Genomic DNA, 26,778 nt, shown 5'->3' with positions numbered 1-26,778 from the left:
GAATATTCTATTCTATCCACCTCTTATACGGGCAATCATTGGTTATATATACCCATATTAATGTTTTTTCACATTCTATTCTGTATGCCTGGTGCAAAATAATCTATCATGATTACCAACCACGACCAGCGCCACCACCGCCACCGGATCCGCCACCAAAGCCTCGACCAGACCCGCGATTAGATCCACCGCCTCTACCAGATAGTATGAGGGAAATAATTAAATACGTTATGGTGCCGCCAAAGAATTTAAAGTCAACCACTACTAGGCACCCAACAACGAGTCCACCTATCAGCAGTTCCCATATGGAAAGAGGCTGTGCCTGTGACGATGCCATATATTTCTTATTAACTTTTACATGGCCCGTCAAATCAACGCCTTTATCTTGAGCAATCACTGACATCAATACTTTTGATACGGCTAACGTGCCTGCATCAAATTTATTGTTTTTAAATAAAGCTAGCCCGTAGTCATCGATAATTTGTCCAGCCTTCGCATCATTGAGTATTCCTTCTAATCCATATCCAACGCTAATATACACGCGTTTATCCTTAGGCGCTAACAAGAATACTAACCCGTTGTTATCTTTCTTAGTGCCTACGCCCCAATCACGCAATATAGACAGTGCATAATCATCTGCTGTATGTCCGTCCAATGAGTCAACTGTAACAACGGCCACTTGTGCCGACGTTTTCTCATCAAGTTCAGCCGCCATGGCATTGATAGTTTGTTTCGTTGTTTCTGATAGCACTTGTGCTTGATCGACCACATAAGTACCCGCACTAGGTTTAGCAGGAATTGCCGCTTGTCCCATGCCGTGACAACAAGAAAAAATTACTACCAATAGAGCAATACATCCCCACCAACGCCACTTCTTATTTGTTAGTATCATATAACGCTCTCCTCATAGTTAGAAAGATACCTTTGGAGCCGCGTTAGCATTTTGCTCAGCTTGGAAATAATCTTTTTGTGTAAAGCCCATTATACCTGCATAAATGGATTTAGGAAATGTACGAATTGCTTGATTATACTCTTTAACAGAACTATTATAATCTTTACGTGCCACCGCAATTCTATTTTCTGTACCAGCTAATTCATCTTGTAAGGCACGGAAGTTTTGATCCGCTTTCAAATTCGGATAATTTTCGCTTACCATCAACAATCGACTCAACGCACTAGATAATTCACCATCAGCTTGTGCCATTTCATCAACTGTTTTCGCCCCTCCTAATTTAGCACGCGCATCGGCTACGGCTTGAATACTTTTTTCTTCATGCGCAGCATATCCTTTTACGGTGCTTACCAAATTAGGAATTAAATCATTACGTCGTTGCAACTGTGTTTGCACTTGAGAAAACTGATTATTAGTAGCTTCATCCATAGCGACTAACCCATTGTAGCCACTAACTAACCAAATACCAACTAATACAATGACACCAATAATAATTAGCCATGTTTTTTTCATATATACCAACCTACTTTCTTATACAATTATACTACGAGAAATGGTATAGACTATATGCTAGAGTAATTCATACCTAGTATACTAAGTCCAATAAAATAGTATCTATTCAGGATTACTTCACTACTTAGTAAACACCCTGCACTAAAGATATAACTTATAATATACTACTCTATCATTCTATCCATATCATATATAGTATCGCAATCTTTCATATTAGATTTATTATATCACATTGCTTCAATAAGTTCCCATCCGCTCATTATATGTATCGCATCATATTAGGCCAGTAAAAGTAAGGTCTTGCAGCTGTTTTTCAACACATTGGTTTACCTTTTACGGTCACTAAAAAGACAAAATGCCGATAGAACTAGGTGTTTCCTAGTTTTATTGGCATTAAAAACAACACGTTTTATCCTATAGCCTATTTTCTCCCCCATTGAAAGTTAGTCTACTGTGGCAGCATAGAATTAACACTAACAATTACGCCAAGAGTAATAAAAGGGCAACGCCACTCACCAGTAGCGTCACCCTCGAATCGTCAATATCCAGTAACAATGATACAGACTATGCTATCTCTTATATTGTTGTAGGAATCGTGCCATTTTACTTTGTACCTGTGATAATTCTTCTACAGTTGGCAAATAGACAATGCGGAAATGATCTGGATCTTTCCAATTGAACCCACGTCCATGAACGAGCATAACTTTTTCTTGTTTCAAAAAGTTTAATACAAATTGTTCATCATCTTGCACATCGTACATGGTCAAATCAATTTTAGGGAAAATATAGAGCCCTGCTTTCGGTTTCATAGCCGATAAACCAGGAATCGCATTCACCGCTTCATAGATAAAGTTACGCTGTTCATAAATGCGTCCTCCCGGCAACAAGAGCTTGTCAATAGATTGAGTCCCACCCAAGGATGTTTGCACAATTTGCTGGGCTAGCACATTAGAACACAAGCGCATATTAGCGAGCATATTAATGCCTTCAATGTACCCTTTTACATGTGTTTTAGGACCAGATAGAACCATCCAACCTACACGAAACCCAGCTACGCGATGTGATTTCGACAAACCATTGATCGATACGACAAACAAATCCGGAGCTAAGCTGGCCAATGCAATATGTTCATGTCCATCCATAACTAATCGGTCATAAATTTCATCCACCAATAAAATAAGGCCATGTTCTCTAGCAATTTGTATAATCTCTTCTAACACTTCTTTCGAGTATAAAGCACCCGTTGGATTATTAGGATTAATGACAACAATAGCTTTTGTCCGATCTGTCACCTTGCTACGCATATCTTCAATATCAGGATTCCATTCCGCTTGTTCATCGCAAAGATAGTGAACCGCATTACCGCCAGCCAAGCTAACACAGGCAGTCCATAATGGATAATCTGGCATAGGCACTAACACTTCATCGCCATTATCTAGCAAGGCCTGCAACGATAAGGAAATTAATTCAGATGCGCCATTTCCCATATAAATATCATCTACATCAACATGAGGAAACCCTTTAAGCTGACAGTATTGCATAACGGCTTTACGAGCAGAAAATAAACCCTTTGAATCAGAATATCCTTCACTTTCACGAGCATGAAGAATTAAATCGCGAATCACTTCATCTGGTGCTTCAAAACCAAATTCTGCGGGATTTCCTGTATTCAAACGTAATATGCTTTCTCCATTAGCACGCATGCGATTGGCTTCTTCTAACACGGGGCCACGAATATCATAGGCTACATGTTCCAACTTCTGCGATTTATTAAATTCTTTCACGAATATCAGTCCTAACTTCACAATGGGTAATCGATTGGCACTAAAACAAATCATACCTTAACAAACTATAATAAATTATCTCTTATTATACACTATTTACCAAAAATAGTTTATCATTCTTTCAAAACCATTTGCCTTTGTACCATACTACTAAGCAACACTACGCATAGTCTATCATGAAAAAATCTAAGAATCGTCAAAACAAAAATATAGTTTTATTTGTTATACATATACCCATAGGTCATTGGCATATCATTATTAGTACCTTTGGTATATAAGATTTGATAAATATCAATATTTCCCATTCTAAATGCAGAAGCACAGCCTGACAAATATAGTCCCCACATACGGCTAAATTCTTTACCATATGTTTGGATAACCTTTTCTTCTACTTGTTTATAATTTTCATACCACTTATCCAAGGTTTTAGCATAATGGCGGCGCAAGTTTTCGATATGTTGTACTTGATACCCCATGTTAGATCCAGCCGTCAATGTTTCGCTTAAGCTTGGAATATATCCGCCCGGGAAAATATAGTTAACAATCCATGGATTACTTTCACTTTCCATTTGGCACATAATAGCATGAAGTAAAAATACACCTTTATCTTTTAACATTAAGTTAACTTTAGCTAAATAGGCAGCCAATCGTTTTTTACCTACATGTTCAAACATACCAATACTGATAATTTTATCAAACTGTTCTTTAGTATGATCAATTTCAATATAATTCTGTAATCTAATATCGACTAAGTCTTCTAGGCCTAATTTTTTAATTCGTTCAGTGGCACCAGCATATTGTTCCTCACTAAGAGTAATCCCCGTAGCCTTAACTCCGTATTTTTGTGCAGCGCGAATAACTAGCCAGCCCCAACCACAACCAATATCCAATAAATGCTCACCTGGTTTTAAGTTAAGTTTGCCTAAACTATGATCAATTTTCTGTAATTGTGCTGTTTCCAACGTATCTGTATCGTTTTCAAAATATGCACACGAATAAGACATAGTTGGGTCTAACCATAAACGATAGAAATCATTTCCTAAATCATAATGACTATGAATATTATCTTTTTCTGCTTTTATTTCCTGTTTTTCATCTACTGCAAATAGCTTTAACTTGTCTTCTAACTCTTTTATAGTAAGCGTACTATGATTATTATCATACATAGTTTTAATAATATCATCCATGCTACCTTCAAAATCGACGATGCCTTTCATATACGCTTCCCCGATTGTAAGAACTAAATCTGTATGCAAATCTTCTGTAGATGGTTCTTGATTAAATATCACTGTAAACTTAGGGTTGTCTCCATAGGATACTAATTCTCCATCCCAATATTTTACGTTGAAATTAGCCTTTTTCCATAATTTTAATGCATTTTTCAGTATTGCTTTCTTTAACATATATAGGTCACCTTCTCATTATCTGATAATTAATTTTAGTCTATCAATATAATAAAACTATTTTTAATAAATGAATAGGCAGAATAAAATTATATATTTATTAAAAATTTTTATATGTTTATATACTCAAATAAAGATTAAAAAATATCAACTAACTATAAATCATAATCGCATATATGACAACACTAAAATTTCATATATATTAAATTTATCATATATATTACGGTCGTCAAATTTCATATCAATTATCACTACAATCACTAATCGATTAGATATATCATCTATTCTATTTTTCTATTTTATGATATCAATTTTCATTTACACAAACTATTATACAACCGCTATTTTAAAATTGCTAGGTATCAGCAATTATGTGTAAATTAGGAAACTATCGAATACTAACTAGTCCCAATCATTGTACATCGTCAAATTTACACATGCTTATAGCTACATGCATATGAACCTACAAAAAGGGCTGTAAGGAAATGTGATTGAAATCTCCTTACAGCCCCTAAGCAATATGTTTTATAAAGGACGAGTACTTCGCTTAATAGTACCTATCGTATTATAGTATCTATTATTCAAATTCGAACCCTGTTAATAAATAATAGGCCTCTTTGTATTTATTAATTGTTTTATCGATAATTTCCTGTGGTAAAGTATCCGATGGATGTGCCTTCAAATAATCGCGAACAAATTGTTTATCATACGACGGTTGACCATGTCCCACTTCATAGCCTTTTAGTGGCCAAAATCTACTATTATCAGGTGTTAAAATCTCGTCGCCCAATGTGATTTCTCCATGTTCATCAAGGCCAAATTCAAATTTAGTATCCGCAATAATAATGCCTCGTGTTAAAGCATAGTCCGCACATTTATAATAAAGCAATAGAGATAATTTCGCCAACTTATCCATGTATTCCTTACCCTTGCCAGGGAAAAATTGATTAATCCACGCTTCTCCTTCTTCCATAGAAATATTCATATCATGCTCACCGACGGGTGCCTTCGTAGAAGGTGTAAAAATAGGTTCAGGTAATTTTTCGCACTCTTGTAAATTACTAGGAAGAGAAATTCCACAAACATGTCCATCTTTTTGATAACTTTCCCATGCACTACCAGTAATATAACCGCGTACAATACATTCTACAGGAATCATTTCTAATTTTTTTACTAACATGGTCTTGTCTTTAAATTCAGGCCTTTGAAAGTATTCTGGCATATCGTCAAGATTCACGCTAATCATATGATTTGGTACTGTATCCCTTGTAAAATCCAACCAAAATAATGACATTTTATTAAGAATTGCTCCTTTTTGAGGGATTGTATCTTTTAAAATAGTATCAAATGCAGAAATGCGATCGGTACAAACAATCAGTAAACTATCATCTAAGTCATATAATTCACGCACTTTACCAGATTTAAAAGGAACATATTCTTTCATTTTTTAGACCTCCTAATAAAAAGATTTCTATTAATTAATTATTATTATATATCAATTTTCTATTAGATTCAATACGCAATCATACTATGTGGGATATAAAAAAAGGTGAGTCTATAGACTCACCTTTTTTCTAATAAGTTTCCCACTTCTTCAATGATCAATCGTGCCAATTCACGCTTTGTCATATTCGGTATTCTTTTTGTGTTTCCGTTTGGATATAAAAAATAGCCTTCATTCGTATCTACATTAAATCCTGCATTAGATTGACTCACATCATTAGCAACTAACATATCTAACTGTTTCTTTTTCACTTTGCCAAAACCATATTCTAATAAGTTTTTAGTTTCTGCTGCAAAGCCCACCAACACTTGATGTTTCTTAGTAGCACCAAGTCCTGCCAAAATATCTGGATTTTTAACTAATTTCAAGGTCATAGTTTCCATTTTTTTGATCTTATGTTCTTCTACTTGTGCCACGCAAAAATCAGCTACTGCTGCTGCCATAATAACTGCATCTACTTGAGGATACTGCTCATCTACCACTTCTTTCATAGACATAGCAGAATCCACTGGTATATACGTTACGTGCCTAGGCACCTCTAATGATGTAGGAGCACTCACAAGAATGGTCTTAGCCCCATACATAGCCGCTTGTTCTGCAATGGCATAGCCCATTTTTCCACTAGATCGATTGCTAATATACCTGACAGGATCAATCGCTTCTTGTGTACCACCTGCTGTTACCAATATTGTTTTATTTGCCAATCGTGTAGGATCTATTGTTTCATGTAATTGTAGCTCTAACCAATTGACAATATCTTCTGGCTCAGGTAATCGACCAATTCCCTCTGTATGACATGCTAATTGTCCTACAGCTGGTTCCATAATGGCATATCCTAATTCTTCTAAATATGCTAAATTACGTTGAGTAATAGGATTTTTATACATGGCAGAGTTCATGGCTGGGCATATTAATTTTTTACCTTCTGTAGCCATAATCGTCGTGGTTAGCATATCATCCGCAATACCATTAGCAATTTTACCTATCACATTAGCTGTAGCAGGCACGACGATATAAGCATCTGCCCATGTGGCCAATGCGATATGTTCTACATCCCAATTATGGATTTCATCCCACATACTAACCGCTACAGGATATCCACTAATTTCGCCAAAGGTCAATGGAGATGCAATACGTGTGGCATTTTGCGTCATAATCACTTTAACTTCAGCACCGGCTTTCCGTAAGCGGCTCACTACTTCAATCGCCTTATAGGCAGCTATGCCACCAGATACAGCTACAATAATATGTTTACCTTTTAATACTGCCATCATGAGTTCAACTCCAAGCCAATTTATTTAATGCCTTCTTTAGTACGAACAAAGCCAATCTTTTTATTTGCAATTTCATGAAACGCTAAGGATACTGCTTTATCTGTATCCAAGCCTTTTTCATCTACCAATACAGGATCTCCATCTGTCAACTCTCTTGCCCGTTTCGCAGCAAGGGTTACCAATGTATATTTGCTGTCCACTTCTTCTTCTAATTTTAATAATGGTGGTGTTACCATCATATTCAATCACTCCTTTGTCATGTATTGCTTATAAATATCTTGAATTTTTTCTTTATTGCGACTAATTTTACAAGCTTCTGCTCGCAAAATAGAAGCTACTTTTTCTACTGCTTCATCTAGTATATCATTTACTACAATATAATCATACCGATGAGCTAACGCTAATTCTGATGAGGCTAAGGACAATCGCTTATTGATAACATCTTGTGCATCTGTCCCCCGCCCATTTAAGCGATTTGAAAGCACGCTCAAAGATGGTGGCACAATATAAATAAATACGCCATCGCTGAAGGCATCTTTAACTTGCATTGCCCCTTGAATATCAATTTCCAAAATCACATGTTTGCCTTCATCTAACAAGTCCATAACATGTGCTTTCGGTGTACCATAATAATTATCATATACCTTAGCATATTCTAAAAAATCACCTTGTGCCAATAATTCTTCAAATTGCTCTTTTGTTCTAAAGAAATAGTTAATGCCTTCTTTTTCACCTACTCGTGGATCTCGTGTCGTCATAGATACAGAGTACACTAAGTTAGGCATTTCTTTTCGTAATTCGGAGCAAATGGTTCCTTTACCTGCACCAGATGGACCAGATATGACTATTAATAAACCTCGTTCTTTCATCATCTGCTTATGCCTCTGTAGTTTCTTCTACTGCATCTTGTTGTATAATGCGATGCGATACTGTTTCTGGTTGTATGGCCGATAATACCACATGTCCACTGTCCATAACTAAGACAGCCCGTGTTTTACGCCCATAGGTAGCATCAATTAACAAGCCCTTATCTTTTGCATCTTGTATCATACGCTTAATAGGTGCCGATTCTGGACTAATAATGGCAATCGCCCGATTAGCGGCTATCATATTACCAAAACCTATATTCAACAGTTTAATGCCCATACGCTACACTCCTTGCCATCACTCAATATTTTGGATTTGCTCTCTAATCTTCTCCAATTCACATTTTAATTGTAGAACTCTATCGGTAACTATCAGTTCTGTACATTTTGACCCCATCGTATTAACTTCTCGATTCATCTCTTGTAATAGAAAGTCTAATTTTCTTCCTATAGCATTAGTATCTGTTAAAGTATTTTTTAATTGTACCACATGTGCACTAAATCTTACAATCTCTTCTGTAATATCTGTCTTATCTGCCACAATAGCAACTTCTTCTAATATACGTTCTTTCGTACTTTCCAGTTTCATAGTGTCTATTATAGAAAGAATTTTATGCGTAATCCGCTCTTGATACTTAGCCACCACATCATCCTTATGGCATTCAATATCAGACAACAGATGTTCAATATACTCAATCCGTTTTAACAAGTCCTTCGCTATGCAAGTTCCCTCCACTTGCCGCATATGTACTAAATTCATGAGTGCCTCTTCCATGGCATTTTCTATCAATGTTACCATAGTAGATTCATCTATCTTTATAGCATCCACACATATCCACTCTCTCGATACACTAGTAACAGCTTCAAATGGCACGTCTTCGATAGATGTAAAAAATCCTTCTTCCACTAGCATAGTTTGAATCTTTTCTTTTAACGAACGATCGATCACAATATTCTTTCCATCTGCACGATCATCTACTAGAGTAATCGCTACATCTACTTTGCCTCGCTGGATAGATGTTTGTATCATATTGCGAATCCTCTATTCCATAGCTCCTATGGGCCGATCGGTTTTAATAAAAATATCACAATACCTTGCATTGACAGTTTTTAATTCTACAATGCATTGTATGTCACCCATAACAGCACTACCACGACCAAAGCCGGTCATACTTTTCATTAGAGAGCCTCCTCATTCATGGGCCATATAGCCTATATTTTCTAATTCGCCTATTGCATTACGATATTACATATATTTCTATATAAGCTTATCATAACACGTTATAGACTTTCATAACATACTACCTAATAACTAGCAATAATTGACATGCAACACATCCATTCATTGTATTCGATGCTAGCCAGCAATTCCTAGTATAAGCGAATATTTGTACGTCGCACTGAGATCATTTATAAAATTTCTTTGAATATATGTTTATTTACTATTATACTATGTAAATAGAAAGGATGATATATATGAACCTAGATGGCTTAACTATGTCCGTTCTGACTAGAGAATTATCACAGGCTTTATTAGACGGTCAATTACAACGGATCTATCAAATAGATAAAACAACCTTAGTGTGTAAAATTCATACTGACAAGGAAAATCATGACCTAGTAATCACTGTTGGCAACAAGCCGGCTATATATCTAAGCCCGCCCCTACAAGATTTGCCAAAAGAACCTACCTCGCTTTGTATGTTTTTACGCAAACATATAGAGGGAAGTCGCATCACTACAGTAGAGCAGATTCATTCAGACAGAATTATCTGTATCCACATGGATAAACTCGAACTAAATGGTACCATATTGAGGACTAACCTCTATATTGAACTCATGGGAAAATATTCAAACTGTATTTTTGTGCAAAATAGCATTATATTAGATGCACTCATTCATGTAACACCACTAATGAATCGTGAAAGAACAATTATGCCCAAAGCGTCTTACGAATTACCGCCTAATGCAAATCGGGTCAGCCTATTCGACTTTAGTGCCACAGAAATTGAAAATTTACTTCATACATTTCATCAAGATACGCTAAGCAATACGATTCGTTCTATTTTTAATGGATTTGGTACGCCTTTACTGAAAGAAGTACTCTATCGAAGTCAATTATCTAAGTCCATCGCTTTTGATGAAATCACCCAGGAACAGTGTCAAGCATTAGCTAGTAACCTCTATGAGCTAGGAAAAGAAATTAATAGTTCTCACCAACTGTATGAATATACATTTATGAATAAAGCAGTGATTTCTCCCATTCCCTTGCAATACGACACATTCGATGAACCTATCATGTATGATACTCTATCGAAAGCTATCGCTACTGCTATTCAAAAAAGTGGAGCCATTGCTACGGCAGATAAAGAACTCGAAAAAAAGCTTTTACAGTCCATCAAAAAAGAAGAATTACGGCATAGCAAAATTCAACAAGAATTAGATGATACATCTCACATGGATCAATATAAAGAATACGGTGATTTACTCATGATTTATGCGTACTTACCTGTCCATTACAAAGAAGAAATCACGGTCGATAATTTACTTGTATCACCTACAAGACCTATAACGATACCTTTAGATCCTCAATTAACCGTATCTGGAAATGCTCAGCGCTATTATAAATTATATACGAAATTGAAAAACCGTATCCAAAGTGGTCGCTTTCAGTTAGAACAAAGTAGCCGCAAGTTAGACTATCTCCAATCTATCGTATATAGTCTGTCTCTCTGCCAAGATAAAATGACATTACAAGAAATTTATAATGAATGTATGGATTTAGGCATTATAAAAAAATCTAAAAAGCCTCTTTCCTATAAGTTAAAGAAAGAAAACTTTATACACCTCACCTTAGATGATGGTGACGTATATATTGGTAAAAATAATAAGCAAAATGACTATTTAACCCATACATTTGCTAAACCTACTGATCTATGGTTTCACACAACTAACATACAAGGTTCCCATGTAATTTTACGATCCAGTCACGAACCAAGCGAGGATACCATTATTAAAGTGGCCTGTTATGCAGCTTTTTATAGCAAGGCAAAAGATTCTTCAAAAGTACCTGTTGATTATGTACGCGTTCGTTATATCAAAAAGCCGCCTGCTTCTCCATTAGGATTTGTTACGTTTACGAATCAAAAAACGCTATATGTAGACCCATTGGAACCAGAACTAGAATTGATTGCCAAGGGCTAACATCTCATTCATGACTAAAAAAAGTACGTATACAACCTGTCATCATGGATTTCTATGACACTCTTGTATACGTACTCTTTTATTATATTATGGTATATTATTTGGCTTGCTCATTGCGGCCAGAATTTTTCAAACTTTCCCTGTTTTGGCGCAAGCTTTCTAAGGTCTTTTCTAGATTACTTTCCACATATTTTAATACATCACCAGCATATTGAATGGAACTACTTTTTAATTCTTCAGAGGATTGATTTGCATAGGTAATGATTTCATTCGCATGTTCTTGTGCCTGTTTCACCAATTCACTTTCTTCTGTTAGTTTCGCAATATAATCCTTAGCTTGGGCGATTAGCGTATCCGCTTGACGTTGTGCATCGGCTAAAATTTTATCTTTTTCATTAACAATTCGACGTGATTCTTCTAATTCCAATGGCAACGATTCGTTAATAGAGTCAAGAATGTGCATGATATCATCTTCTTCAATCATCTTTTTTGTCGTCATTGGAATACGACCACTTGTTTCAATTAAATTTTCTAAATCTTCAAGTAATTTTTCAGTTTTCATTCTATTCACTCCTATTATTCTCACCATTAAATTTAGATTCTAAAGCAAGTTTAACTTCCTCTGGTACTAACCCATCCAATGAACCGCCGAATTTAGCTAATTCTCGAATACCTGTAGAACTTACAAAAGAATATTTATTATTCGTCATAATAAACATCATTTCAATATCATCATCCAAATATTTAGCAAATAAGGCCCGTTGAAATTCATACTCAAAGTCACTTAATGCACGAAGGCCTCTAATGATGATATGACTATTTTTAGATTTCACATAATCATTTAATAGGCCTGTGGCAAAGTCCACTTCAATATTCGGTATATGCGTAACCGATCGACGAATTAGCTCTGCCCGTGTTTCCATCGAAAACAAAGAATGTTTAGCCGGATTTTCGCAAACAGCTACAATTAATTTATCCACCAATTTGCTGGATCTCTCAAAAATATCTATATGACCTTGTGTAACAGGATCAAAACTTCCTGGGCAAACACCTATGCGCACAAAAGCAACTCCTTCCAAGCTTATTTTTTAACACAATAAGATACCATGGTATAGCCAAATTTTTGTTCTTTTATACAAACCCAATCTTCTGGCAATATAGGAATTTCTTTTTCATGTCGTTCTAAAATAAGCATTCCATCTAGTGCTAATATATTACAACCCACTACCATTTCTATTGTAGCATTAATATAATTTTTCTCATATGGTGGATCAGAAAAAATATAATCAAATTGTTGTCCTTCTAAAAATTGACTCACGCGAGCTAAGGAACATGATACAACATGTAGTCTATCTTCTAAATGGCAATGCTTTGCATTTTCTACTATCAACGGTTTAGTCACTCGATCTACCGCTATTGCATGACTAGCGCCCCGACTTAATGCTTCAAGTGCCATGGCACCTGTCCCTGAAAATAAATCTAATATTCGTTTTCCCGGTATCCCGTAATTCGCCACTACATTAAATATACTTTCTCGCACCCGATCTAATGTAGGTCTTGTAGTAACCCCCTTAGGTGCTTTCAATGTATGTCCTTTTGCAATACCTGAAATAATTCTCATAACTTCCTCACTCTGACGATATTATTAATTATAGTATATAACTATATAAAATAAAAGTCTTATCTTTTATAAATATGATTCAACTTTCATTTCTCGTTGCATTAATTCTGCTAATGCCTCCAATGGTGTTTTATGATTATATAATATATCATATAAAGCTTGTGTGATTGGCATATCAACATCATGTTCCATCGCCATACGATGTACAATTTCCACCGCATAAAAGCCTTCTACCACCATATTGGTTTGGCTCATAATATCATTCATAGATTGTCCCATAGCAAGTTGCTGTCCTGCAGCTCGATTTCGACTATGTTGACTCATACACGTAGCAATTAAATCTCCTATACCAGCCAACCCAGCATAGGTTTCTTTTTTAGCGCCAAAAGCAACGCCAAACTTTGTCATTTCATAAAGTCCTCTTGTTAACAAAGTGGCCTTTGTGTTGTCCCCTAGCTGCAATTCATCCACAATGCCTGCTGCCAAGGCAATAATATTTTTAGTGGCTGCTGCTAGCTCTAATCCTATATAATCATCATTCACATAGACTCTAAAATTACTAGAATTTAATGCGCCTTGTACTTGTTTAGCAATCGTCATATCTTTAGCCGCTACGACTGTAGCCGCAGGTAGTCCCCGACCTATTTCTTCTGCATGGTTAGGTCCTGATAGAATGGCTAAGTGACAATCATCACCTAGTTCTTCCTCGATGACTTTCAACAATAGGGTCCCTGATGAGCGATCAATACCTTTCGAGCATAACACTAACACAGCATTGTTAGGAATTTGCTTTTTTATAGACTGTAATGTAGTTCGTACATATACAGATGGCGTTACCAATAACACAATCTGCACATCTCGTAATGCCTCTTCACTAGATGAAGTAATGGATAACGCAGTAGGCAACATAACACCTGGTAAGTATTCTGTATTTTCTCTTCTGTTCGTTAATAGATTCGCAAATTCTGGACGACGACAATATAAATACGTATCGTTGCCTGCTTCCACCGATTTAATGGACAAGGCTGTCCCCCAACTTCCAGAACCGATAATTGCAACTTTCATATTATTCACCACGTTTCACTCGTTCTACTTTTAATTCTTTACCTTGTAATAATCTCACTATATTTTCACGATGACGAAAGATAACAAATATAGCCGCAATAGCACCGAATATAATGTATTCTACGGGCTCATCAAAAGCATACATCAATATAGGAATTGATGCGGCCGCCACAATAGAGCCTAGTGATACAAATTTAAATAGTAAAACTAATATACCCCAAATAACAAACGCAATACCTGCTACTGCTGGAGATAAGGCAATGATAACACCTAATCCAGTAGCTACACCACGACCGCCTTTTCCTTTTAAAAAGATGGACCAATTATGACCAATCATCGCCATAATGCCACCTAATATCATGTATAGTGGTGAGGTACCCATCATCAGCCATACACCAATACTGCCTTTTATAGCATCACAGAAAAAAACCGGTAATGCTGCACGCCAGCCCAGTACACGATAGGTATTAGTAGCACCAATATTTTTGCTGCCAAATTGACGTACATCCGTGTGAAAGCAAAGTTTGCCAATGAGTAATCCACTAGGGATCGAGCCTAATAGATAGGCTAGTATAAATTTTCCTATAAGCATAGTCTCATCCATTACTCATCGTCCCTTCGTTTACCACGCAATATAAGACGAATCGGTGTCCCTTCAAATCCAAAGGATTCACGCAATCGATTTTCTAAAAAGCGCATATAAGAAAAATGTATCAATGTCGGATCGTTAACAAACAAGATAAATGTAGGCGGTTTCACGCTTGCTTGTGTCATATAGTAGATTTTAGGCGTTTTACCATTTCGTGATGGCACAGGATTGACCGTTTGTGCATCTGCTAATAATTGATTCAATGTACCTGTAGCAACACGTCGATACTGTTGTTCGGATACAAATTTCAGCATATCTGCTAACCGATGAATACGCTGTTTCGTCAATGCAGATGCAAATAGAATGGGTGCGTATTGTAAAAAACCTAGTTCATCATAAATATCTTCTATATAGCGAATTGTTGTTTTACTATCTTTTTCTACCAAATCCCATTTATTAACAACAATAATCATGCCCTTTCCAGCTTCATGCGCATAACCAGCAATTTTTTTATCTTGCTCTGTAACTCCATCAACGCCATCAATCACAAGCACAACTATATCAGCCCTATCTACAGAGCGCAAGGAACGTACAATACTGTAGCGCTCTACGGCTTCTTCTATTTTTGATTTTCTCCGCATGCCAGCTGTATCAATCAATACAAACTTCTGTCCTTCATGCATCCAATGGGTGTCGATAGAATCTCGTGTAGTACCTGCTACATCACTAACAATCACCCGCTCCTGTCCCAATAGAGCATTCGTTAAGGACGACTTTCCTACATTAGGACGCCCAATTAACGCCACATGAATTGTGTCTTCTTCATCTTGCTCATTAGTCCCATCAGGAAAGTAACTAACTACCTGATCTAGTAAATCTCCTAAATTCATTAAATTTTTAGCAGAAATACCAATAGGATCGCCAACACCCAGATTATAGAATTCATAAATATTCGGTTCTTGGTTGATACTATCAATTTTATTGACCACGAGTATCACCGGTTTGCCACTAGTACGCAAAATAGTAGCCACTTCTTCATCTGCATGTACAATGCCTTGTTTACCATCTACAACAAACAAAATTACATCTGCTTCTTCTATGGCTAACTCGGCTTGCAAGCGCATCATTTTAGGAATCACATGGCTATCTTCATTAATGAATTCAATGCCCCCTGTATCAATCATCGTGAATTCACGATTTAACCATTCCCCATCAAAATAAATTCTGTCACGAGTGACACCAGGAATGTCTTCTACTATAGAAATGCGTTTATTTACGATAGCGTTAAATAGTGTAGACTTTCCCACATTAGGTCTCCCTACTACTGCCACTAAAGGTTTTGCCATATATTCATCACCTCTGTCCTTGTCATATTAATTCATTATATATTTTACCATACAATGACTGGTTACACTAATAATAAAAGGCTACAGCAATACGTACCGAAGTACATACTGTGTAGCCTTATATAATTTACCGATCAACTGAATGGTAAGATCAAATTATTCAGCTTCTTCAGCAACTTCTTTAGATTCCATTAATTCAGTTAATGCCAATCCTAATTTCTTAGCATCTTTATCTAAAGAAATAATTTTAACTTCTATATCTTGACCACGAGTCAAGTAATCTTCTACTTTAGCATTTCGTTGTTTAGTGATTTGTGAAATGTGTAATAAACCTTGAATGTCATCATTAACAGCTACAAATGCACCGTAAGCAACTAAGCGAACTACTTTACCTGTAATAACATCGCCTACATGCAATGTTTCTTCCGCTACATCCCAAGGAGATTTGCTTAATGCTTTTAATGATAAGGATAATTTGTTAGTTTCTGGTTCAAACGATTGTAATTTCACTTCAATTTCTTGACCTACAGTTAACACATCTTCAACTTTTTTAATTTTTTGCCAAGAAATATCGGAAATGTGAAGTAATCCTTCAATGCCACCAATATCAACAAATGCACCATATGGCATAATCTTACGAACAATACCTTTGTAAGTTTCGCCAACAGTAATATTTTTCAAAGCTTCTTCTAATTTAGCTTGTCGTTCTACTTCAAGTACAGCTCGACGAGAAAGAACTAAACGATTTTTCTTTTCATCGATTTCTAATACTTTCGCTTCAAATTCAGTATTTACTAAGCTGTCAAGCGATTTAACAAAATGTACATCACCTTGGCTCAATGGGATAAAACCACGTAAAGATTTAACAGTAACCACTAAACCTGCAGGAATAGCGTCGATACCTTTACATACGATTGGTTCATCTTTTTCTTGTGCTTCGATGACATATTGCCAATCTTCGTCTTTAGCCAAACGAGTAATAGAAAGATATACAGGATTATCTTCTTTAATATGGTTCATAATAACAGCTTTAATTTCATCGCCATCATGAAGAACATCTTTAGCAGATGCAGGTGCAGGATATGCAATTTCAGATTTATTCAAAACTGCTTCTGTCTTTAAACCAAAAATAGATACATAAGCACGTTCATCTTCAATCTGTACAACTGTACCTTCAACTACGCAACCTTTTTTTAGATCCTCTGCTTTCGCAGACTCAGCTGCTAATAATTCTTCAAATTCTTTCATTGTCTTAATGACCTCCTTAATTATCCAGTCAGGAGTTGATGCTCCGGCTGTGACCCCTACTGTCTGTGTGTCTTTAAACCACGCCAGTTGTAATTCAGTAGCGGTTTCTATGTGATATGTAGTACAGCCAACATCGCGACAGACCTCTGCAAGTCTAGTCGTGTTGCCCGAGTTTTTACCACCTATCACAATCATAAGGTCCACCTCTTTAGCAAGTGCTACTGCTGAACTTTGTCGTTCCTGTGTAGCCGTGCATATAGTTTTGAAAACCTTAAGATTTTTAGACTTAGTCTCTAATATGTCTATTATACTTTGAAATTTAAATTGTGAAAAGGTGGTTTGTACAACAACTCCCATTTTTTCCACGATTGGTAGATTTTTGGCGTTTTCTTCCGTTTCAACGATTATAGCTTTGTTTCCAGACCATAAGTTAATACTTTTGACCTCAGGATGGTCTTTTTCACCCAAAATCACCAACGTCATACCTTCTTCAACAACGGAAGCTGCGTCACGTTGTGCTTTTTTCACGTGAGGACACGTTGCATCGATCACATCGAGGCCTCGACATTTTGCTTCTTCATACACAGCAGGTCCCACTCCATGAGATCGAATAATAACGGTCCCTTCTGGAATATCCTGCAACGTATCAACGCTCCCCACCCCTTTATCAGCTAATTTCCCCACTACTTGAGGATTATGAATAATCGGGCCCAAGGTATAACTTTCTCTATCACTATCAGCTGCTTCTAGAGCCATTTGCACTGCTCGTTTAACGCCAAAGCAAAAGCCACAATTCTCTGCTATTTTAATTTCCATATAGCATAACCTTTCTACTGTATTTTACTATTGTGCATGATGTAGCACTATTATGTGTTATAGTATGCCTAATAATTCCCTTATATATTTAGATATATACTGTAATCTGCTAGCACACATCACTCTACATAAACTATTCTAATTTCTAGTATAGTTCTTTCCTATTCAATGATACTCTACTCCCACTAACTGAAAACACAGGAGTTAAAAAGTCTAACATTTACTATTCAATACTAACCTAGTTTTACCAATACTCTTATGATGAATAGAAATGCTTCTAATCGTACTGATTATTGTACATACGGTTATAACATAAATCCACTGCGATATGGTGTATGTTCATAACGTCCGCTTTCATAATCATCTATCATCCGCTGAATAGCACTTTTTACCGTCTCATTAACGGCCTTTATATTTTCAGCTGTTGCTTTATCTTTACGTACAGGAATCAAATCGCCAATAATAATAGCCACACCATGTCGTTGTATATCATAGGTTCCTATCGTAGCAATCGGTACAATGCCAACACCTGTACGTAGTGCTATAGATGCAGCACCATCATGAAACCTGCCTAATTTACCAGGTTTTTGTCTAGATCCTTCAGCAAAAATTCCCAACACTTCTTTATGTTTCAATAACCCCATCGCATGACGTATAGCAATTTTATCAACTGTACCTCGATGCACAGGAAATGCGCCTAACCAAGTACAAAAAAATCGTGAAATGGGATTAACGAATAGTTCCGCCTTAGCCATAAAATGTGCATGACGCGGAATGGCATACCCTAATACAGGCGGATCAAAATTGCTCAAATGATTCGGAACAACGATAACAGGGCCCTCTTTAGGGAACTCATCACGACCATAGACTTTTGTTTTATAATACCAACCAAACACAATGCTAAATGCACTGCGCCATAAAAAATTACCAAATTTATTCATCTTTGATTCGCTCCTGTACTAATGATAAAATACGCTTCACCGTTTCATCAAAAGACAAATGACTAGAATCTACCACGATTGCATCGTCTACACACATCAATGGAGATTCATCACGATGTTTATCCATATAATCTCGTTTTTCTACGCTTTCTTTTATCGTCTCTAATGACACGGACTGATCCACTGCATGCACTTCTATCCAGCGACGTGTAGCCCTTGTTTCTACAGAAGCGGTTAAATATATTTTTAATTCTGCCTGAGGTAACACAATAGATCCTATATCGCGTCCATCCAAAATAACACCACCAGAGCGTGCCATAAATCGTTGGCGTTCCACTAAATATTGGCGAACACCTTTATAAGAAGCTACTGTGGACACTGTATCATTAATCTCTTGTGTTCTAATTAAAGGCGTAATGTCAACACCTTTCACTTCAATCCGAAATGTATCGTCCACTGGTTTCATAATCAACTGTAATTCTGGCAACAAGGCCTCTACGGCAGCTTGATTAGATGGATCAACGCCTGCATCTAATACAGCCCATGTAACGGCACGATACATAGCGCCTGTATCAATATATAAATAATGTAGTTTCTTAGCTACTTCTTTGGAAACACTGCTTTTACCAGCTCCTGCTGGTCCATCAATAGCAATGCTGATTTTTGGATGTTCCACTGCATACGTCCTTTCTTTCTAAAAATAGCAATCTACTAATCGTGTTATAAGTATGTGTAATCAACAGTTTCTCTGTCCTACCTATATGATGCACTAGTGTGTACTTTTTAAAAAAGCACATCCTACATCATGAAAGTTTCTCATACGCTGAACATAGTTAGTTCTCACATTGCATCCCCATGCGTAATATGCATAGCTGCTACATAGGCGGTAGAAAAAGCGGCTTGTAAATTATAACCGCCTGTGAAAGCATCAATATCGAGTACTTCACCAGCACCATACAATCCTGTGACCAACTTAGACTCCATCGTCTTAGGATTAAACTCTTTTAAGGATAAACCACCTGCCGTTACAATAGCTTCCTCAATGGGACGCATCTTTTTAAAGGTAATTCGCATATGCTGTAACACATGAACTAAAGTCAACCGCTCTTCTTTTGTGATTTGATTAATGAACTTACGTTCATCTAGTCCTGCTAACGATATGACAATAGGGATTAAATGACTTGGCAATATATCTTTCATACCATTTACCAATTGTTTCTTTGAATATAGGGAAAAATCTTTTTGTAGTCGTTTATCCAATACATCTGCTGAAAGAGCTGGTTTTAAATTAATCTCCAAGTAGATGGGCTGTATGTGTTTTTTATCTAATTTACCAATTGTATGGCTCAATGACAATATAATAGGACCCGTAACGCCAAAATGAGTAAACATCATTTCTCCAAATTGTTTGGCTTGTACTTTACCTTTTCCTATGACAGATACTTCCACATTGCGAAGACTAAGTCCCATAACAGTGCGAACCCATGGTTCTTCTATCTCAATGGGTACTAATGATGGTCGTAACGGTGTTACGCTATGCCCTACAGCATTAGCCATAGCATATCCATCTCCCGTAGAACCTGTTAGCGGATAGGATTTTCCACCCGTCGCTATAATCACCGCATCACAGTAATATGTGTCACGCTCTGTTATAACGCCTACTACCCTATTATTTTCTACTTTAATAGACGTAGCCCGTTCTCCCAAATGCACATGAGCACCATATTGTCGCAACACTTTCATAAACATATTGCGCACTTCAATAGCAGAATCGCTAACGGGAAACACGCGGCCACCCCGTTCAACTTTCGTTACTAAGCCCCAACTATGCAATAAATCCAATAAATCTTGATTTGTAAATCGCTCATAAGCACCATGTAAAAATTTACCATTACCTGGCGTATGTTTTATAAATTCACTCATAGGAGCGGCATTCGTAATATTGCAACGGCCTTTTCCTGTGATTCCCATTTTCATGCCCACTTTATTCATTTTTTCTATCACATGAACGAGTGCACCTTCACGGGCAGCAATAGCCGCCGCCATTAAACCTGCAGCGCCACCACCAATTACAACGACACGTTTCATAGGTCTAACACCGTTCCATTCTGTTTTAATAAGCGCACTTCCGTGTCTGTCAATTCTCTAAAAGATCCACGTTTCACGCCAGATAAGGTCAAGCCTGCATACATGGTCCTTTTTAAATTATGTATCTTATAGCCAAAATGCTCAAACATACGACGAACTTGTCGATTACGTCCCTCATGAATGGTAATCAAAATTTCTGTTATATTCCGCCGTGCATCATAGCCCATATCTATCACAACCGCCGGCGATGTCATGCCTTCTTCTAAAGGAATACCTTGACTTAACATCAATATATGCTCATCTGTCATAGGCCCTTTAACTTTAACTTCATATGTTTTTTCTACTCCTTTCGACGGATGTGTTAACTCTTGCGCTAACTGTCCATCATTAGTAAGAAGTAATAATCCCTCTGTATTATAATCCAGTCGCCCGATTGGATAAATCCGAAAACGACATCCTTTCATATAATCCATAACAGTCGTGCGCCCTTCTGGGTCACCAACAGAAGTAATAACACCTTTCGGTTTATTAAATAAATAATATACAAATGGTTCTGTAGCTAATAATTTACCATCTACTTTCACACGATCACGGGCGGGATTAATTTTCACACCCAATTCAGTTATATACTTACCATTAACTTGAACGTGGCCTTCTTTAATCAATTCTTCCGCTTTCCGTCTAGAAGCGATGCCACAACTAGCAATAAATTTTTGTAATCGTTCCATGTCGATCCATAATCCTTTCAAATTCTATGTATCCTTTGTATGTTTAGTTACAATCTCAGCCATTTCTTCTTGTAAATCATCTAATGAAGAAATTCCCACACTGCGCAGGAATTCATCTGTAGTGCCATATAATATAGGTCGCCCTATTGTATCTTTGTGTCCCAACTCTGCTATAAGTTGTCGTGATACCAATTGTTTAATCACTTTTTCACTATTTACTCCGCGAATTTCTTCAATATCTGCTTTTGTAACAGGTTGCTTAAATGCTACAATCGCTAACGTTTCAACAGCTGCTGATGATAAGGTATCTTCTTTCTTTCTAATTTTATTAATGTATTTGTGACATGCACTGGCACTAATTAGTTCCACTCCTGCTCCAGATATTCTAATTCTAAGCCCTCGATCAGCTGCTATTAGCTCCTCAGATAACACTTGCACTTTCTCTTTTATATCATCTAAAGAACAAGAAAATATATCTGCTAACATTTCTAATGATATAGGCTTAGCTGCCGAAAACAATACGCCTTCTATATAAGCACTTCTAATTTCTTCGTCTTTCATCATGGTGCTCATTATCTAACTCCTTATCATCTACTGCTCGAATGAATATACTATCTTGGTCTTTCTCATCACTATACAGTGTTATATAGTGCTGCCTAAGTAACTCTAATATGGCTAAAAACATAGTAACCATTTCACTACGTGAATTGACCTCTTGTAAAAGTATAGAAAATAGTATCTCTTCTTCTTGTTGAACTCGCATCCTAACTAATTGCATCATTTCATCAAGGCTTAACGCTTCTTTTTCTACGCGCACTTTGGGAGAGGTCTCTACCACCTCTGGTTTTCTTGTATACGCCGCCGTAAACAATTCGTATAAATGTGCTAGTTCTAATCGATACACTTTGTCTTTGCCAATAACACTTACTTCTTCAGGACGCGTAAAAGAATAGCCATATCTGTCACTTTTATCGATTAATAAAGCCGTTAATTCCTTAATATGCTTAAATTCAACTAATCGTGATACTAATTCATCTCGAGGGTCCTCTTCTTCACAAGTAGTGACTAGTTTAGGTAATAACATGCGCGATTTAATTTGTAATAAAGTGGACGCCATAACAAGAAATTCACTACTATAGTCAATGTCAAAGTGATTCCAATTATCTAAGTACGATATATACTGAGATGTAATTTCTACGATAGGAATATCACAAATTTCAATTTTATGTTTTTCAATGAGGTGTAACAATAATTCTAACGGGCCTTCAAAAACATCTAATTTATAACTATAATCACTCATACGCTCCTACGCCAACTCATATATCACATATATTCTATACATTCTATCTAATTATAAAGTAATTTACTAGAAAACTCTAGTAGTATAAATAATGCTCCCCATATTGTTTTTTTTTATTTCATCTGCTATCTTTAAATATAGTGAAAATATATATCAAATCTCTACACAATATTTCTGTTTTAGTTATGAAAGAAAGGCGTCCTATTATGTCGAACATATTAAGGCAACTGCGTCATAACCCATTATTCGGGTATGGAGTTATCGGTATTATTATTTACTGTATATTAACAATCATTTATACTCCTATCACACTAGGGTTAGACGTAGAAGATATTACTATTCTAGCCGTACCAACTATTGTAGGCTTGTTTTTATTTCAATATTTTCTTGGTCACACACTGTTACATCGTTCCTTTATAGGTCATGGAATTGTGGCTATTCTTTGGGCTGTTACGTTTCCTGTTCTCTTTCATTGGTCCTATATTAAGCCCTTGTATTTTTATGAATTTGCCAATGATTTTCTCTTTGGCTTAGTTCTCTTTATTGGTATGTTTTTATTACAATATATTTTCACTATTCCTCAACGCTATCCGCGTATCATTGCCGCTATATTTGCAATTATCAGTCTTATATTATCAGAAATTCCTTTACTTCAAATTGGCTATTACGTGTCTACTTGGCATTGCTTAACACCTGCCAGTTTAATGGCCCTATATATGACCAACCCTGAAGAAGCCTGGGGATTCTTAAAAAATACAGCAGGTATATTAGGTTTAGTTGGCATCGGTATATTCCAAATCGTCTACCTTCTATTCTTATACTGGTGTCATAAACAAGTGATACACATTGTCGATTTACACACCACACGACCTATCCGTACTGCGATAGCAACTATTCTCAGTGTACTATTTATTATTTGCGCCCCTATCTTCCTATTCCCTAACACATGCATTATTTCTAATTGGGGTCAAGTAATCGATTATGTAAAACAAATGCAACAATATAACACGAACCATCATCAGATTTTTGATTCATTCCAATTAAGCACTAAAACCACTGCTGCACAAACAGTGCCTGGCACAGTCATTCTAGTCATCGGCGAATCTGGTTCTCGTGATTATATGAAAGTCTATAATCCAAACTTCCCTTACGAAGATACACCTTGGCAAAGTGAAATGAATCATAATCCTAATTTTACATTTTTTGACAAAGCTTACTCATCATATCCTCAAACAGTACCAAGTTTAGAAAGAGCATTAACTGAACGCAACCAATACGATGATAAACCATTCTTAGAATCTGTTAGCATTTTAGATGTGGCTAAAAAAGCTGGTTACACTACAACCTGGTTTAGCAACCAAGGTGTATACGGCGAATATGATACGGCTATTTCATTAATTGCTAAAACATCGGATACTGCAAAATGGGCTCATGAATCCTATGCTTTTTCTGATCGCTATGATGGTTATTTATTACCTTTATTAAAGGAAGTAGATCCTACTAAAAATAACTTTATTGTAATTCATATTATGGGCAGTCATATTTACTATAACGATCGCTATCCATCAGAATTTAGCAAATGGAAAAAAGGGCCTGTCCCAGAAGGCTTAGAAGCCTATGCTAATAGCCAATTATATACAGACTGGTTATTACAAAGTATCTATACTTATGCACAAAACAATTTGAATCTACAAGCGATGATTTATTTTTCTGATCATGGTGAAAGTGTAGATAAATCCCATAATCCAGATAATTTCGACTTTACAATGGTACGGATTCCATTCTGGATGTATTTATCTCCAGCTTATCGAGCAAACTATCCGAATACAATCGCTGCATTGAATGCACATCAACATGAATATTTCACAAATGATTTGCTCTATGATGCCTTGGTAGGTATATTACATGCTCCAAGTGATCATTATGATAAAACACGAGATTTTTCAGATCCATCATATCGATTTAATCTATATAATCTAACTACCTTATTGGGAACACAACCATTAACTAATGATCCTAATTAACTAACAATTCCATTACATGTAAAGTTCACTAAAAAGATAAAATGCCGATGGAGCTAGATATTTCCTAGTTCTATCGGCATTTAAAACAACACGTTTTGTCCTATAACTCTAACTCACATTCAGCGAATCGTATAATAAAAAGCGTATACCCTATCGTACATAGGAAACACCCTATGTACAAGGTATACGCTTTTTATAGTATATACTGTGAATAAATAGATAGTAACTGATACGCTATTACACCAATGGTAAGCGAAGGTGTACAACAGTTGTCACTTTTTGAGGACTTAATTTATCTACATTTTTCTTAAAGCCTAATGCATTATACAATTCTACCGCACTTTCCATACTAGGCAAGCTATCAAGTAACAATTCTTTGTAGCCTAACTCTTTAGCTTCTTCCACGACAATCTTAGCCAAACTCATGCCTAATCCTGTTCTTCTAAACTCTGGTCGTACAAATAAACGTTTCATTTCAGCATGCGCTGCATCAATTTTTCGAATCGCTACGCAACCAGCAGGCTTTCCATCCATATAAGCGATATAGAGTCGTTCTCTTTCAGATTTATACTTATCACCTAGATCATTGAATTCTTTACTATCACACCCTACGCCTAGGGATCGAACATATTCTGTAAACAATTGCTTGGTTTCTTCTAAATGTTCATGACCATCACGTAATTCAAAATTCATACATATGCCTCCTATCACACCATTCCCCATATGTACAATTATATATGGAGCCATATTAATAATAGAATCTATTACTAAATTCATCATACCATATAATTAAATAAATCTATAATATAATATTTCTCCATTTCTACTATAAACTCCTGCTTTACAAAGAATATTTATAATAGTTTTTCAATTTCTTTTTCTGTAAACACATGAATTCCTTCATCTTTTAGTGCTTCTGTTAACAGACCATCACCAACGATTAAGGTATGTGTGAAAGTACCATCATAAATAAAACCGCATCCACAACTTGGGCTATTCGCTTTCAAAAGTGCTACTTTGCAGCCATATTGTTTAGCTAATTGTACCGACTGATAGACGCCTCTTTGAAATTCTCTAGTGACTACTACCCCCTTACGAGTAATAACATCTCTACCCCTTCTCTCAGCTGGCGTTCTAGGTGTAGGCAATCCGCCCATCACTTCAGGACAACAAGGTATCAATGTATATCGCTGTTGCAATAACTCTATATAGGAAATCCGATTATCCTTTCCATCATAACGGCAAGCAATACCATATAGACACGCGCTAATAAGTAAGGGTTCTTTCATAATGATGCCTTTCTAGTCTATTAACTACACTGATACTCTACAATTACAATAGATTAGCAGTTAGCCCTATAATCACTTTTTGTATATAATGCACATTGAGCTACTTTACTATTCTAGTATACAACTAATTATTGCTACTATCACAGCAGCAATCGATTATTTTGTATGTTAAAAAAATTCCACCAATGTAATAATGATAAAAAAATAGACTAACCTTTGTTAG

The 26,778-nt window shown here is 36.3% G+C and carries 27 protein-coding genes and 1 pseudogene; 2 read left to right on the top strand and 26 right to left on the bottom strand.

What is annotated here, in order from left to right:
* Positions 1–112 precede the first annotated feature (112 nt).
* The 11 genes and pseudogenes from P6940_RS05965 to P6940_RS05915 form a co-directional block, all read right to left on the bottom strand.
* Positions 113–892: a TPM domain-containing protein gene (locus P6940_RS05965; protein ID WP_277288267.1), complete on the bottom strand. Its 780-nt coding sequence runs from the start codon at positions 890–892 to the stop codon at positions 113–115.
* Positions 893–910: 18 nt separating this feature from the next.
* A complete protein-coding gene (locus tag P6940_RS05960; RefSeq protein ID WP_028257474.1) occupies positions 911–1,465 on the bottom strand; it encodes a LemA family protein in 555 nt (184 codons plus the stop codon).
* A 569-nt stretch (positions 1,466–2,034) separates the two neighbouring features.
* Positions 2,035–3,303: a pyridoxal phosphate-dependent aminotransferase gene (locus P6940_RS05955; RefSeq protein WP_197049774.1), complete on the bottom strand. Its 1,269-nt coding sequence runs from the start codon at positions 3,301–3,303 to the stop codon at positions 2,035–2,037.
* A 161-nt stretch (positions 3,304–3,464) separates the two neighbouring features.
* Positions 3,465–4,652, bottom strand: coding sequence for an SAM-dependent methyltransferase (locus P6940_RS05950; protein WP_028257472.1), 1,188 nt, complete (start codon positions 4,650–4,652; stop codon positions 3,465–3,467).
* Between the two features lie 577 nt (positions 4,653–5,229).
* Positions 5,230–6,096 carry a phosphoribosylaminoimidazolesuccinocarboxamide synthase gene (locus P6940_RS05945; protein ID WP_277288582.1) on the bottom strand — a complete coding sequence of 289 codons (867 nt, stop codon included), beginning with the start codon at positions 6,094–6,096 and terminating at the stop codon, positions 5,230–5,232.
* A 119-nt stretch (positions 6,097–6,215) separates the two neighbouring features.
* On the bottom strand, positions 6,216–7,430 hold the full coding sequence (coaBC, locus tag P6940_RS05940; RefSeq protein WP_028257470.1) for a bifunctional phosphopantothenoylcysteine decarboxylase/phosphopantothenate--cysteine ligase CoaBC: 1,215 nt from the start codon (positions 7,428–7,430) through the stop codon (positions 6,216–6,218).
* Between the two features lie 20 nt (positions 7,431–7,450).
* On the bottom strand, positions 7,451–7,669 hold the full coding sequence (rpoZ, locus tag P6940_RS05935) for a DNA-directed RNA polymerase subunit omega (RefSeq protein WP_028257469.1): 219 nt from the start codon (positions 7,667–7,669) through the stop codon (positions 7,451–7,453).
* Positions 7,670–7,675: 6 nt separating this feature from the next.
* Positions 7,676–8,299 carry a guanylate kinase gene (gmk, locus tag P6940_RS05930; RefSeq protein ID WP_028257468.1) on the bottom strand — a complete coding sequence of 208 codons (624 nt, stop codon included), beginning with the start codon at positions 8,297–8,299 and terminating at the stop codon, positions 7,676–7,678.
* Between the two features lie 7 nt (positions 8,300–8,306).
* Entirely contained in the window at positions 8,307–8,576 is a 270-nt protein-coding gene (gene remA / locus P6940_RS05925; protein ID WP_028257467.1) for an extracellular matrix/biofilm regulator RemA, read from the bottom strand.
* An 18-nt stretch (positions 8,577–8,594) separates the two neighbouring features.
* A complete protein-coding gene (locus tag P6940_RS05920) occupies positions 8,595–9,041 on the bottom strand; it encodes an endoribonuclease YicC domain-containing protein (RefSeq protein ID WP_423839122.1) in 447 nt (148 codons plus the stop codon).
* Positions 9,027–9,467, bottom strand: a pseudogene (locus P6940_RS05915) (YicC/YloC family endoribonuclease); the annotation flags it as partial. The gene P6940_RS05920 and the pseudogene P6940_RS05915, both read right to left, overlap by 15 nt.
* Before the next feature lie 305 nt (positions 9,468–9,772).
* On the opposite strand from P6940_RS05915, the gene P6940_RS05910 reads away from it, so the two are divergent.
* Positions 9,773–11,500, top strand: a complete 1,728-nt coding sequence (locus P6940_RS05910; RefSeq protein WP_277293475.1) for an Rqc2 family fibronectin-binding protein — start codon at positions 9,773–9,775, stop codon at positions 11,498–11,500.
* Between the two features lie 97 nt (positions 11,501–11,597).
* On the opposite strand, the gene P6940_RS05905 is transcribed toward P6940_RS05910, so the two are convergent.
* The 13 genes from P6940_RS05905 to P6940_RS05845 all read right to left on the bottom strand — a co-directional run bounded on the left by P6940_RS05905 (position 11,598) and on the right by P6940_RS05845 (position 23,242).
* Positions 11,598–12,062 (bottom strand): hypothetical protein, encoded by a 465-nt coding sequence (locus tag P6940_RS05905; protein WP_028257464.1) that lies wholly within the window; start codon positions 12,060–12,062, stop codon positions 11,598–11,600.
* A 1-nt stretch (position 12,063) separates the two neighbouring features.
* Complete coding sequence (coaD, locus tag P6940_RS05900; RefSeq protein WP_277293474.1) at positions 12,064–12,561, bottom strand: pantetheine-phosphate adenylyltransferase; 498 nt, start codon at positions 12,559–12,561, stop codon at positions 12,064–12,066.
* 20 nt (positions 12,562–12,581) lie between these two features.
* Positions 12,582–13,121, bottom strand: a complete 540-nt coding sequence (rsmD, locus tag P6940_RS05895) for a 16S rRNA (guanine(966)-N(2))-methyltransferase RsmD (RefSeq protein WP_277293473.1) — start codon at positions 13,119–13,121, stop codon at positions 12,582–12,584.
* 66 nt (positions 13,122–13,187) lie between these two features.
* On the bottom strand, positions 13,188–14,186 hold the full coding sequence (locus tag P6940_RS05890) for an NAD(P)H-dependent glycerol-3-phosphate dehydrogenase (RefSeq protein WP_028257461.1): 999 nt from the start codon (positions 14,184–14,186) through the stop codon (positions 13,188–13,190).
* A 1-nt stretch (position 14,187) separates the two neighbouring features.
* The gene (gene plsY / locus P6940_RS05885) at positions 14,188–14,778 is read right to left on the bottom strand and encodes a glycerol-3-phosphate 1-O-acyltransferase PlsY (RefSeq protein WP_414625602.1); all 591 of its coding nucleotides are present in this window, start codon (positions 14,776–14,778) and stop codon (positions 14,188–14,190) included.
* A gap of 11 nt (positions 14,779–14,789) precedes the next feature.
* The gene (gene der / locus P6940_RS05880; RefSeq protein ID WP_277293472.1) at positions 14,790–16,121 is read right to left on the bottom strand and encodes a ribosome biogenesis GTPase Der; all 1,332 of its coding nucleotides are present in this window, start codon (positions 16,119–16,121) and stop codon (positions 14,790–14,792) included.
* A 156-nt stretch (positions 16,122–16,277) separates the two neighbouring features.
* Entirely contained in the window at positions 16,278–18,185 is a 1,908-nt protein-coding gene (locus tag P6940_RS05875) for a bifunctional 4-hydroxy-3-methylbut-2-enyl diphosphate reductase/30S ribosomal protein S1 (RefSeq protein ID WP_277288524.1), read from the bottom strand.
* Between the two features lie 305 nt (positions 18,186–18,490).
* Positions 18,491–19,126 carry a lysophospholipid acyltransferase family protein gene (locus P6940_RS05870; RefSeq protein ID WP_028257457.1) on the bottom strand — a complete coding sequence of 212 codons (636 nt, stop codon included), beginning with the start codon at positions 19,124–19,126 and terminating at the stop codon, positions 18,491–18,493.
* On the bottom strand, positions 19,119–19,802 hold the full coding sequence (gene cmk / locus P6940_RS05865; protein WP_028257456.1) for a (d)CMP kinase: 684 nt from the start codon (positions 19,800–19,802) through the stop codon (positions 19,119–19,121). The genes P6940_RS05870 and cmk overlap by 8 nt, the downstream gene beginning before the upstream one ends.
* A gap of 164 nt (positions 19,803–19,966) precedes the next feature.
* A complete protein-coding gene (locus tag P6940_RS05860; protein WP_038152434.1) occupies positions 19,967–21,214 on the bottom strand; it encodes an NAD(P)/FAD-dependent oxidoreductase in 1,248 nt (415 codons plus the stop codon).
* Positions 21,211–21,942: a pseudouridine synthase gene (locus P6940_RS05855; protein WP_038152494.1), complete on the bottom strand. Its 732-nt coding sequence runs from the start codon at positions 21,940–21,942 to the stop codon at positions 21,211–21,213. The genes P6940_RS05860 and P6940_RS05855 overlap by 4 nt, the downstream gene beginning before the upstream one ends.
* 24 nt (positions 21,943–21,966) lie before the next feature.
* A complete protein-coding gene (gene scpB, locus P6940_RS05850; protein ID WP_231562185.1) occupies positions 21,967–22,515 on the bottom strand; it encodes an SMC-Scp complex subunit ScpB in 549 nt (182 codons plus the stop codon).
* On the bottom strand, positions 22,484–23,242 hold the full coding sequence (locus P6940_RS05845; RefSeq protein ID WP_277288525.1) for a segregation and condensation protein A: 759 nt from the start codon (positions 23,240–23,242) through the stop codon (positions 22,484–22,486). Before P6940_RS05845 ends, scpB begins: the two co-directional genes overlap by 32 nt.
* A 206-nt stretch (positions 23,243–23,448) precedes the next feature.
* Here P6940_RS05845 and P6940_RS05840 point away from each other — a divergent pair, with 206 nt between their 5' ends.
* Positions 23,449–25,266, top strand: coding sequence for a phosphoethanolamine transferase (locus P6940_RS05840; RefSeq protein WP_277293471.1), 1,818 nt, complete (start codon positions 23,449–23,451; stop codon positions 25,264–25,266).
* 237 nt (positions 25,267–25,503) lie between these two features.
* On the opposite strand, the gene P6940_RS05835 is transcribed toward P6940_RS05840, so the two are convergent.
* Positions 25,504–25,959 (bottom strand): GNAT family N-acetyltransferase, encoded by a 456-nt coding sequence (locus P6940_RS05835; RefSeq protein WP_028257451.1) that lies wholly within the window; start codon positions 25,957–25,959, stop codon positions 25,504–25,506.
* Positions 25,960–26,120: 161 nt separating this feature from the next.
* On the bottom strand, positions 26,121–26,555 hold the full coding sequence (locus P6940_RS05830) for a DUF523 domain-containing protein (RefSeq protein ID WP_277288671.1): 435 nt from the start codon (positions 26,553–26,555) through the stop codon (positions 26,121–26,123).
* Positions 26,556–26,778 lie beyond the last annotated feature (223 nt).

This window comes from Veillonella montpellierensis, assembly GCF_947090115.1.
In the GTDB taxonomy this organism is placed as follows: Bacteria; Bacillota; Negativicutes; order Veillonellales; family Veillonellaceae; genus Veillonella; species Veillonella montpellierensis.
The sequence above is the reverse complement of the archived record's forward strand: the minus strand, read 5'-3'. Positions and strand labels throughout refer to the sequence as shown.

Bases quoted from the DNA above. Each gene is read 5' to 3' on its own strand.
- plsY (WP_414625602.1), bottom strand. From the start codon at position 14,778: ATGCTTATAGGAAAATTTATACTAGCCTATCTATTAGGCTCGATCCCT.
- P6940_RS05845 (WP_277288525.1), bottom strand. From the start codon at position 23,242: ATGAGTGATTATAGTTATAAATTAGATGTTTTTGAAGGCCCGTTAGAA.
- P6940_RS05905 (WP_028257464.1), bottom strand. From the start codon at position 12,062: ATGAAAACTGAAAAATTACTTGAAGATTTAGAAAATTTAATTGAAACA.
- remA (WP_028257467.1), bottom strand. From the start codon at position 8,576: ATGGGCATTAAACTGTTGAATATAGGTTTTGGTAATATGATAGCCGCT.
- P6940_RS05870 (WP_028257457.1), bottom strand. From the start codon at position 19,126: ATGAATAAATTTGGTAATTTTTTATGGCGCAGTGCATTTAGCATTGTG.
- coaBC (WP_028257470.1), bottom strand. From the start codon at position 7,430: ATGATGGCAGTATTAAAAGGTAAACATATTATTGTAGCTGTATCTGGT.
- P6940_RS05830 (WP_277288671.1), bottom strand. From the start codon at position 26,555: ATGAAAGAACCCTTACTTATTAGCGCGTGTCTATATGGTATTGCTTGC.
- P6940_RS05950 (WP_028257472.1), bottom strand. From the start codon at position 4,652: ATGTTAAAGAAAGCAATACTGAAAAATGCATTAAAATTATGGAAAAAG.
- P6940_RS05875 (WP_277288524.1), bottom strand. From the start codon at position 18,185: ATGGAAATTAAAATAGCAGAGAATTGTGGCTTTTGCTTTGGCGTTAAA.
- P6940_RS05855 (WP_038152494.1), bottom strand. From the start codon at position 21,942: ATGGAACGATTACAAAAATTTATTGCTAGTTGTGGCATCGCTTCTAGA.
- gmk (WP_028257468.1), bottom strand. From the start codon at position 8,299: ATGAAAGAACGAGGTTTATTAATAGTCATATCTGGTCCATCTGGTGCA.
- rsmD (WP_277293473.1), bottom strand. From the start codon at position 13,121: ATGAGAATTATTTCAGGTATTGCAAAAGGACATACATTGAAAGCACCT.
- P6940_RS05960 (WP_028257474.1), bottom strand. From the start codon at position 1,465: ATGAAAAAAACATGGCTAATTATTATTGGTGTCATTGTATTAGTTGGT.
- P6940_RS05920 (WP_423839122.1), bottom strand. From the start codon at position 9,041: ATGCGGCAAGTGGAGGGAACTTGCATAGCGAAGGACTTGTTAAAACGG.
- P6940_RS05890 (WP_028257461.1), bottom strand. From the start codon at position 14,186: ATGAAAGTTGCAATTATCGGTTCTGGAAGTTGGGGGACAGCCTTGTCC.
- P6940_RS05860 (WP_038152434.1), bottom strand. From the start codon at position 21,214: ATGAAACGTGTCGTTGTAATTGGTGGTGGCGCTGCAGGTTTAATGGCG.
- scpB (WP_231562185.1), bottom strand. From the start codon at position 22,515: ATGAGCACCATGATGAAAGACGAAGAAATTAGAAGTGCTTATATAGAA.
- P6940_RS05835 (WP_028257451.1), bottom strand. From the start codon at position 25,959: ATGAATTTTGAATTACGTGATGGTCATGAACATTTAGAAGAAACCAAG.
- rpoZ (WP_028257469.1), bottom strand. From the start codon at position 7,669: ATGATGGTAACACCACCATTATTAAAATTAGAAGAAGAAGTGGACAGC.
- P6940_RS05945 (WP_277288582.1), bottom strand. From the start codon at position 6,096: ATGAAAGAATATGTTCCTTTTAAATCTGGTAAAGTGCGTGAATTATAT.
- der (WP_277293472.1), bottom strand. From the start codon at position 16,121: ATGGCAAAACCTTTAGTGGCAGTAGTAGGGAGACCTAATGTGGGAAAG.
- P6940_RS05840 (WP_277293471.1), top strand. From the start codon at position 23,449: ATGTCGAACATATTAAGGCAACTGCGTCATAACCCATTATTCGGGTAT.
- P6940_RS05955 (WP_197049774.1), bottom strand. From the start codon at position 3,303: ATGATTTGTTTTAGTGCCAATCGATTACCCATTGTGAAGTTAGGACTG.
- P6940_RS05965 (WP_277288267.1), bottom strand. From the start codon at position 892: ATGATACTAACAAATAAGAAGTGGCGTTGGTGGGGATGTATTGCTCTA.
- P6940_RS05910 (WP_277293475.1), top strand. From the start codon at position 9,773: ATGAACCTAGATGGCTTAACTATGTCCGTTCTGACTAGAGAATTATCA.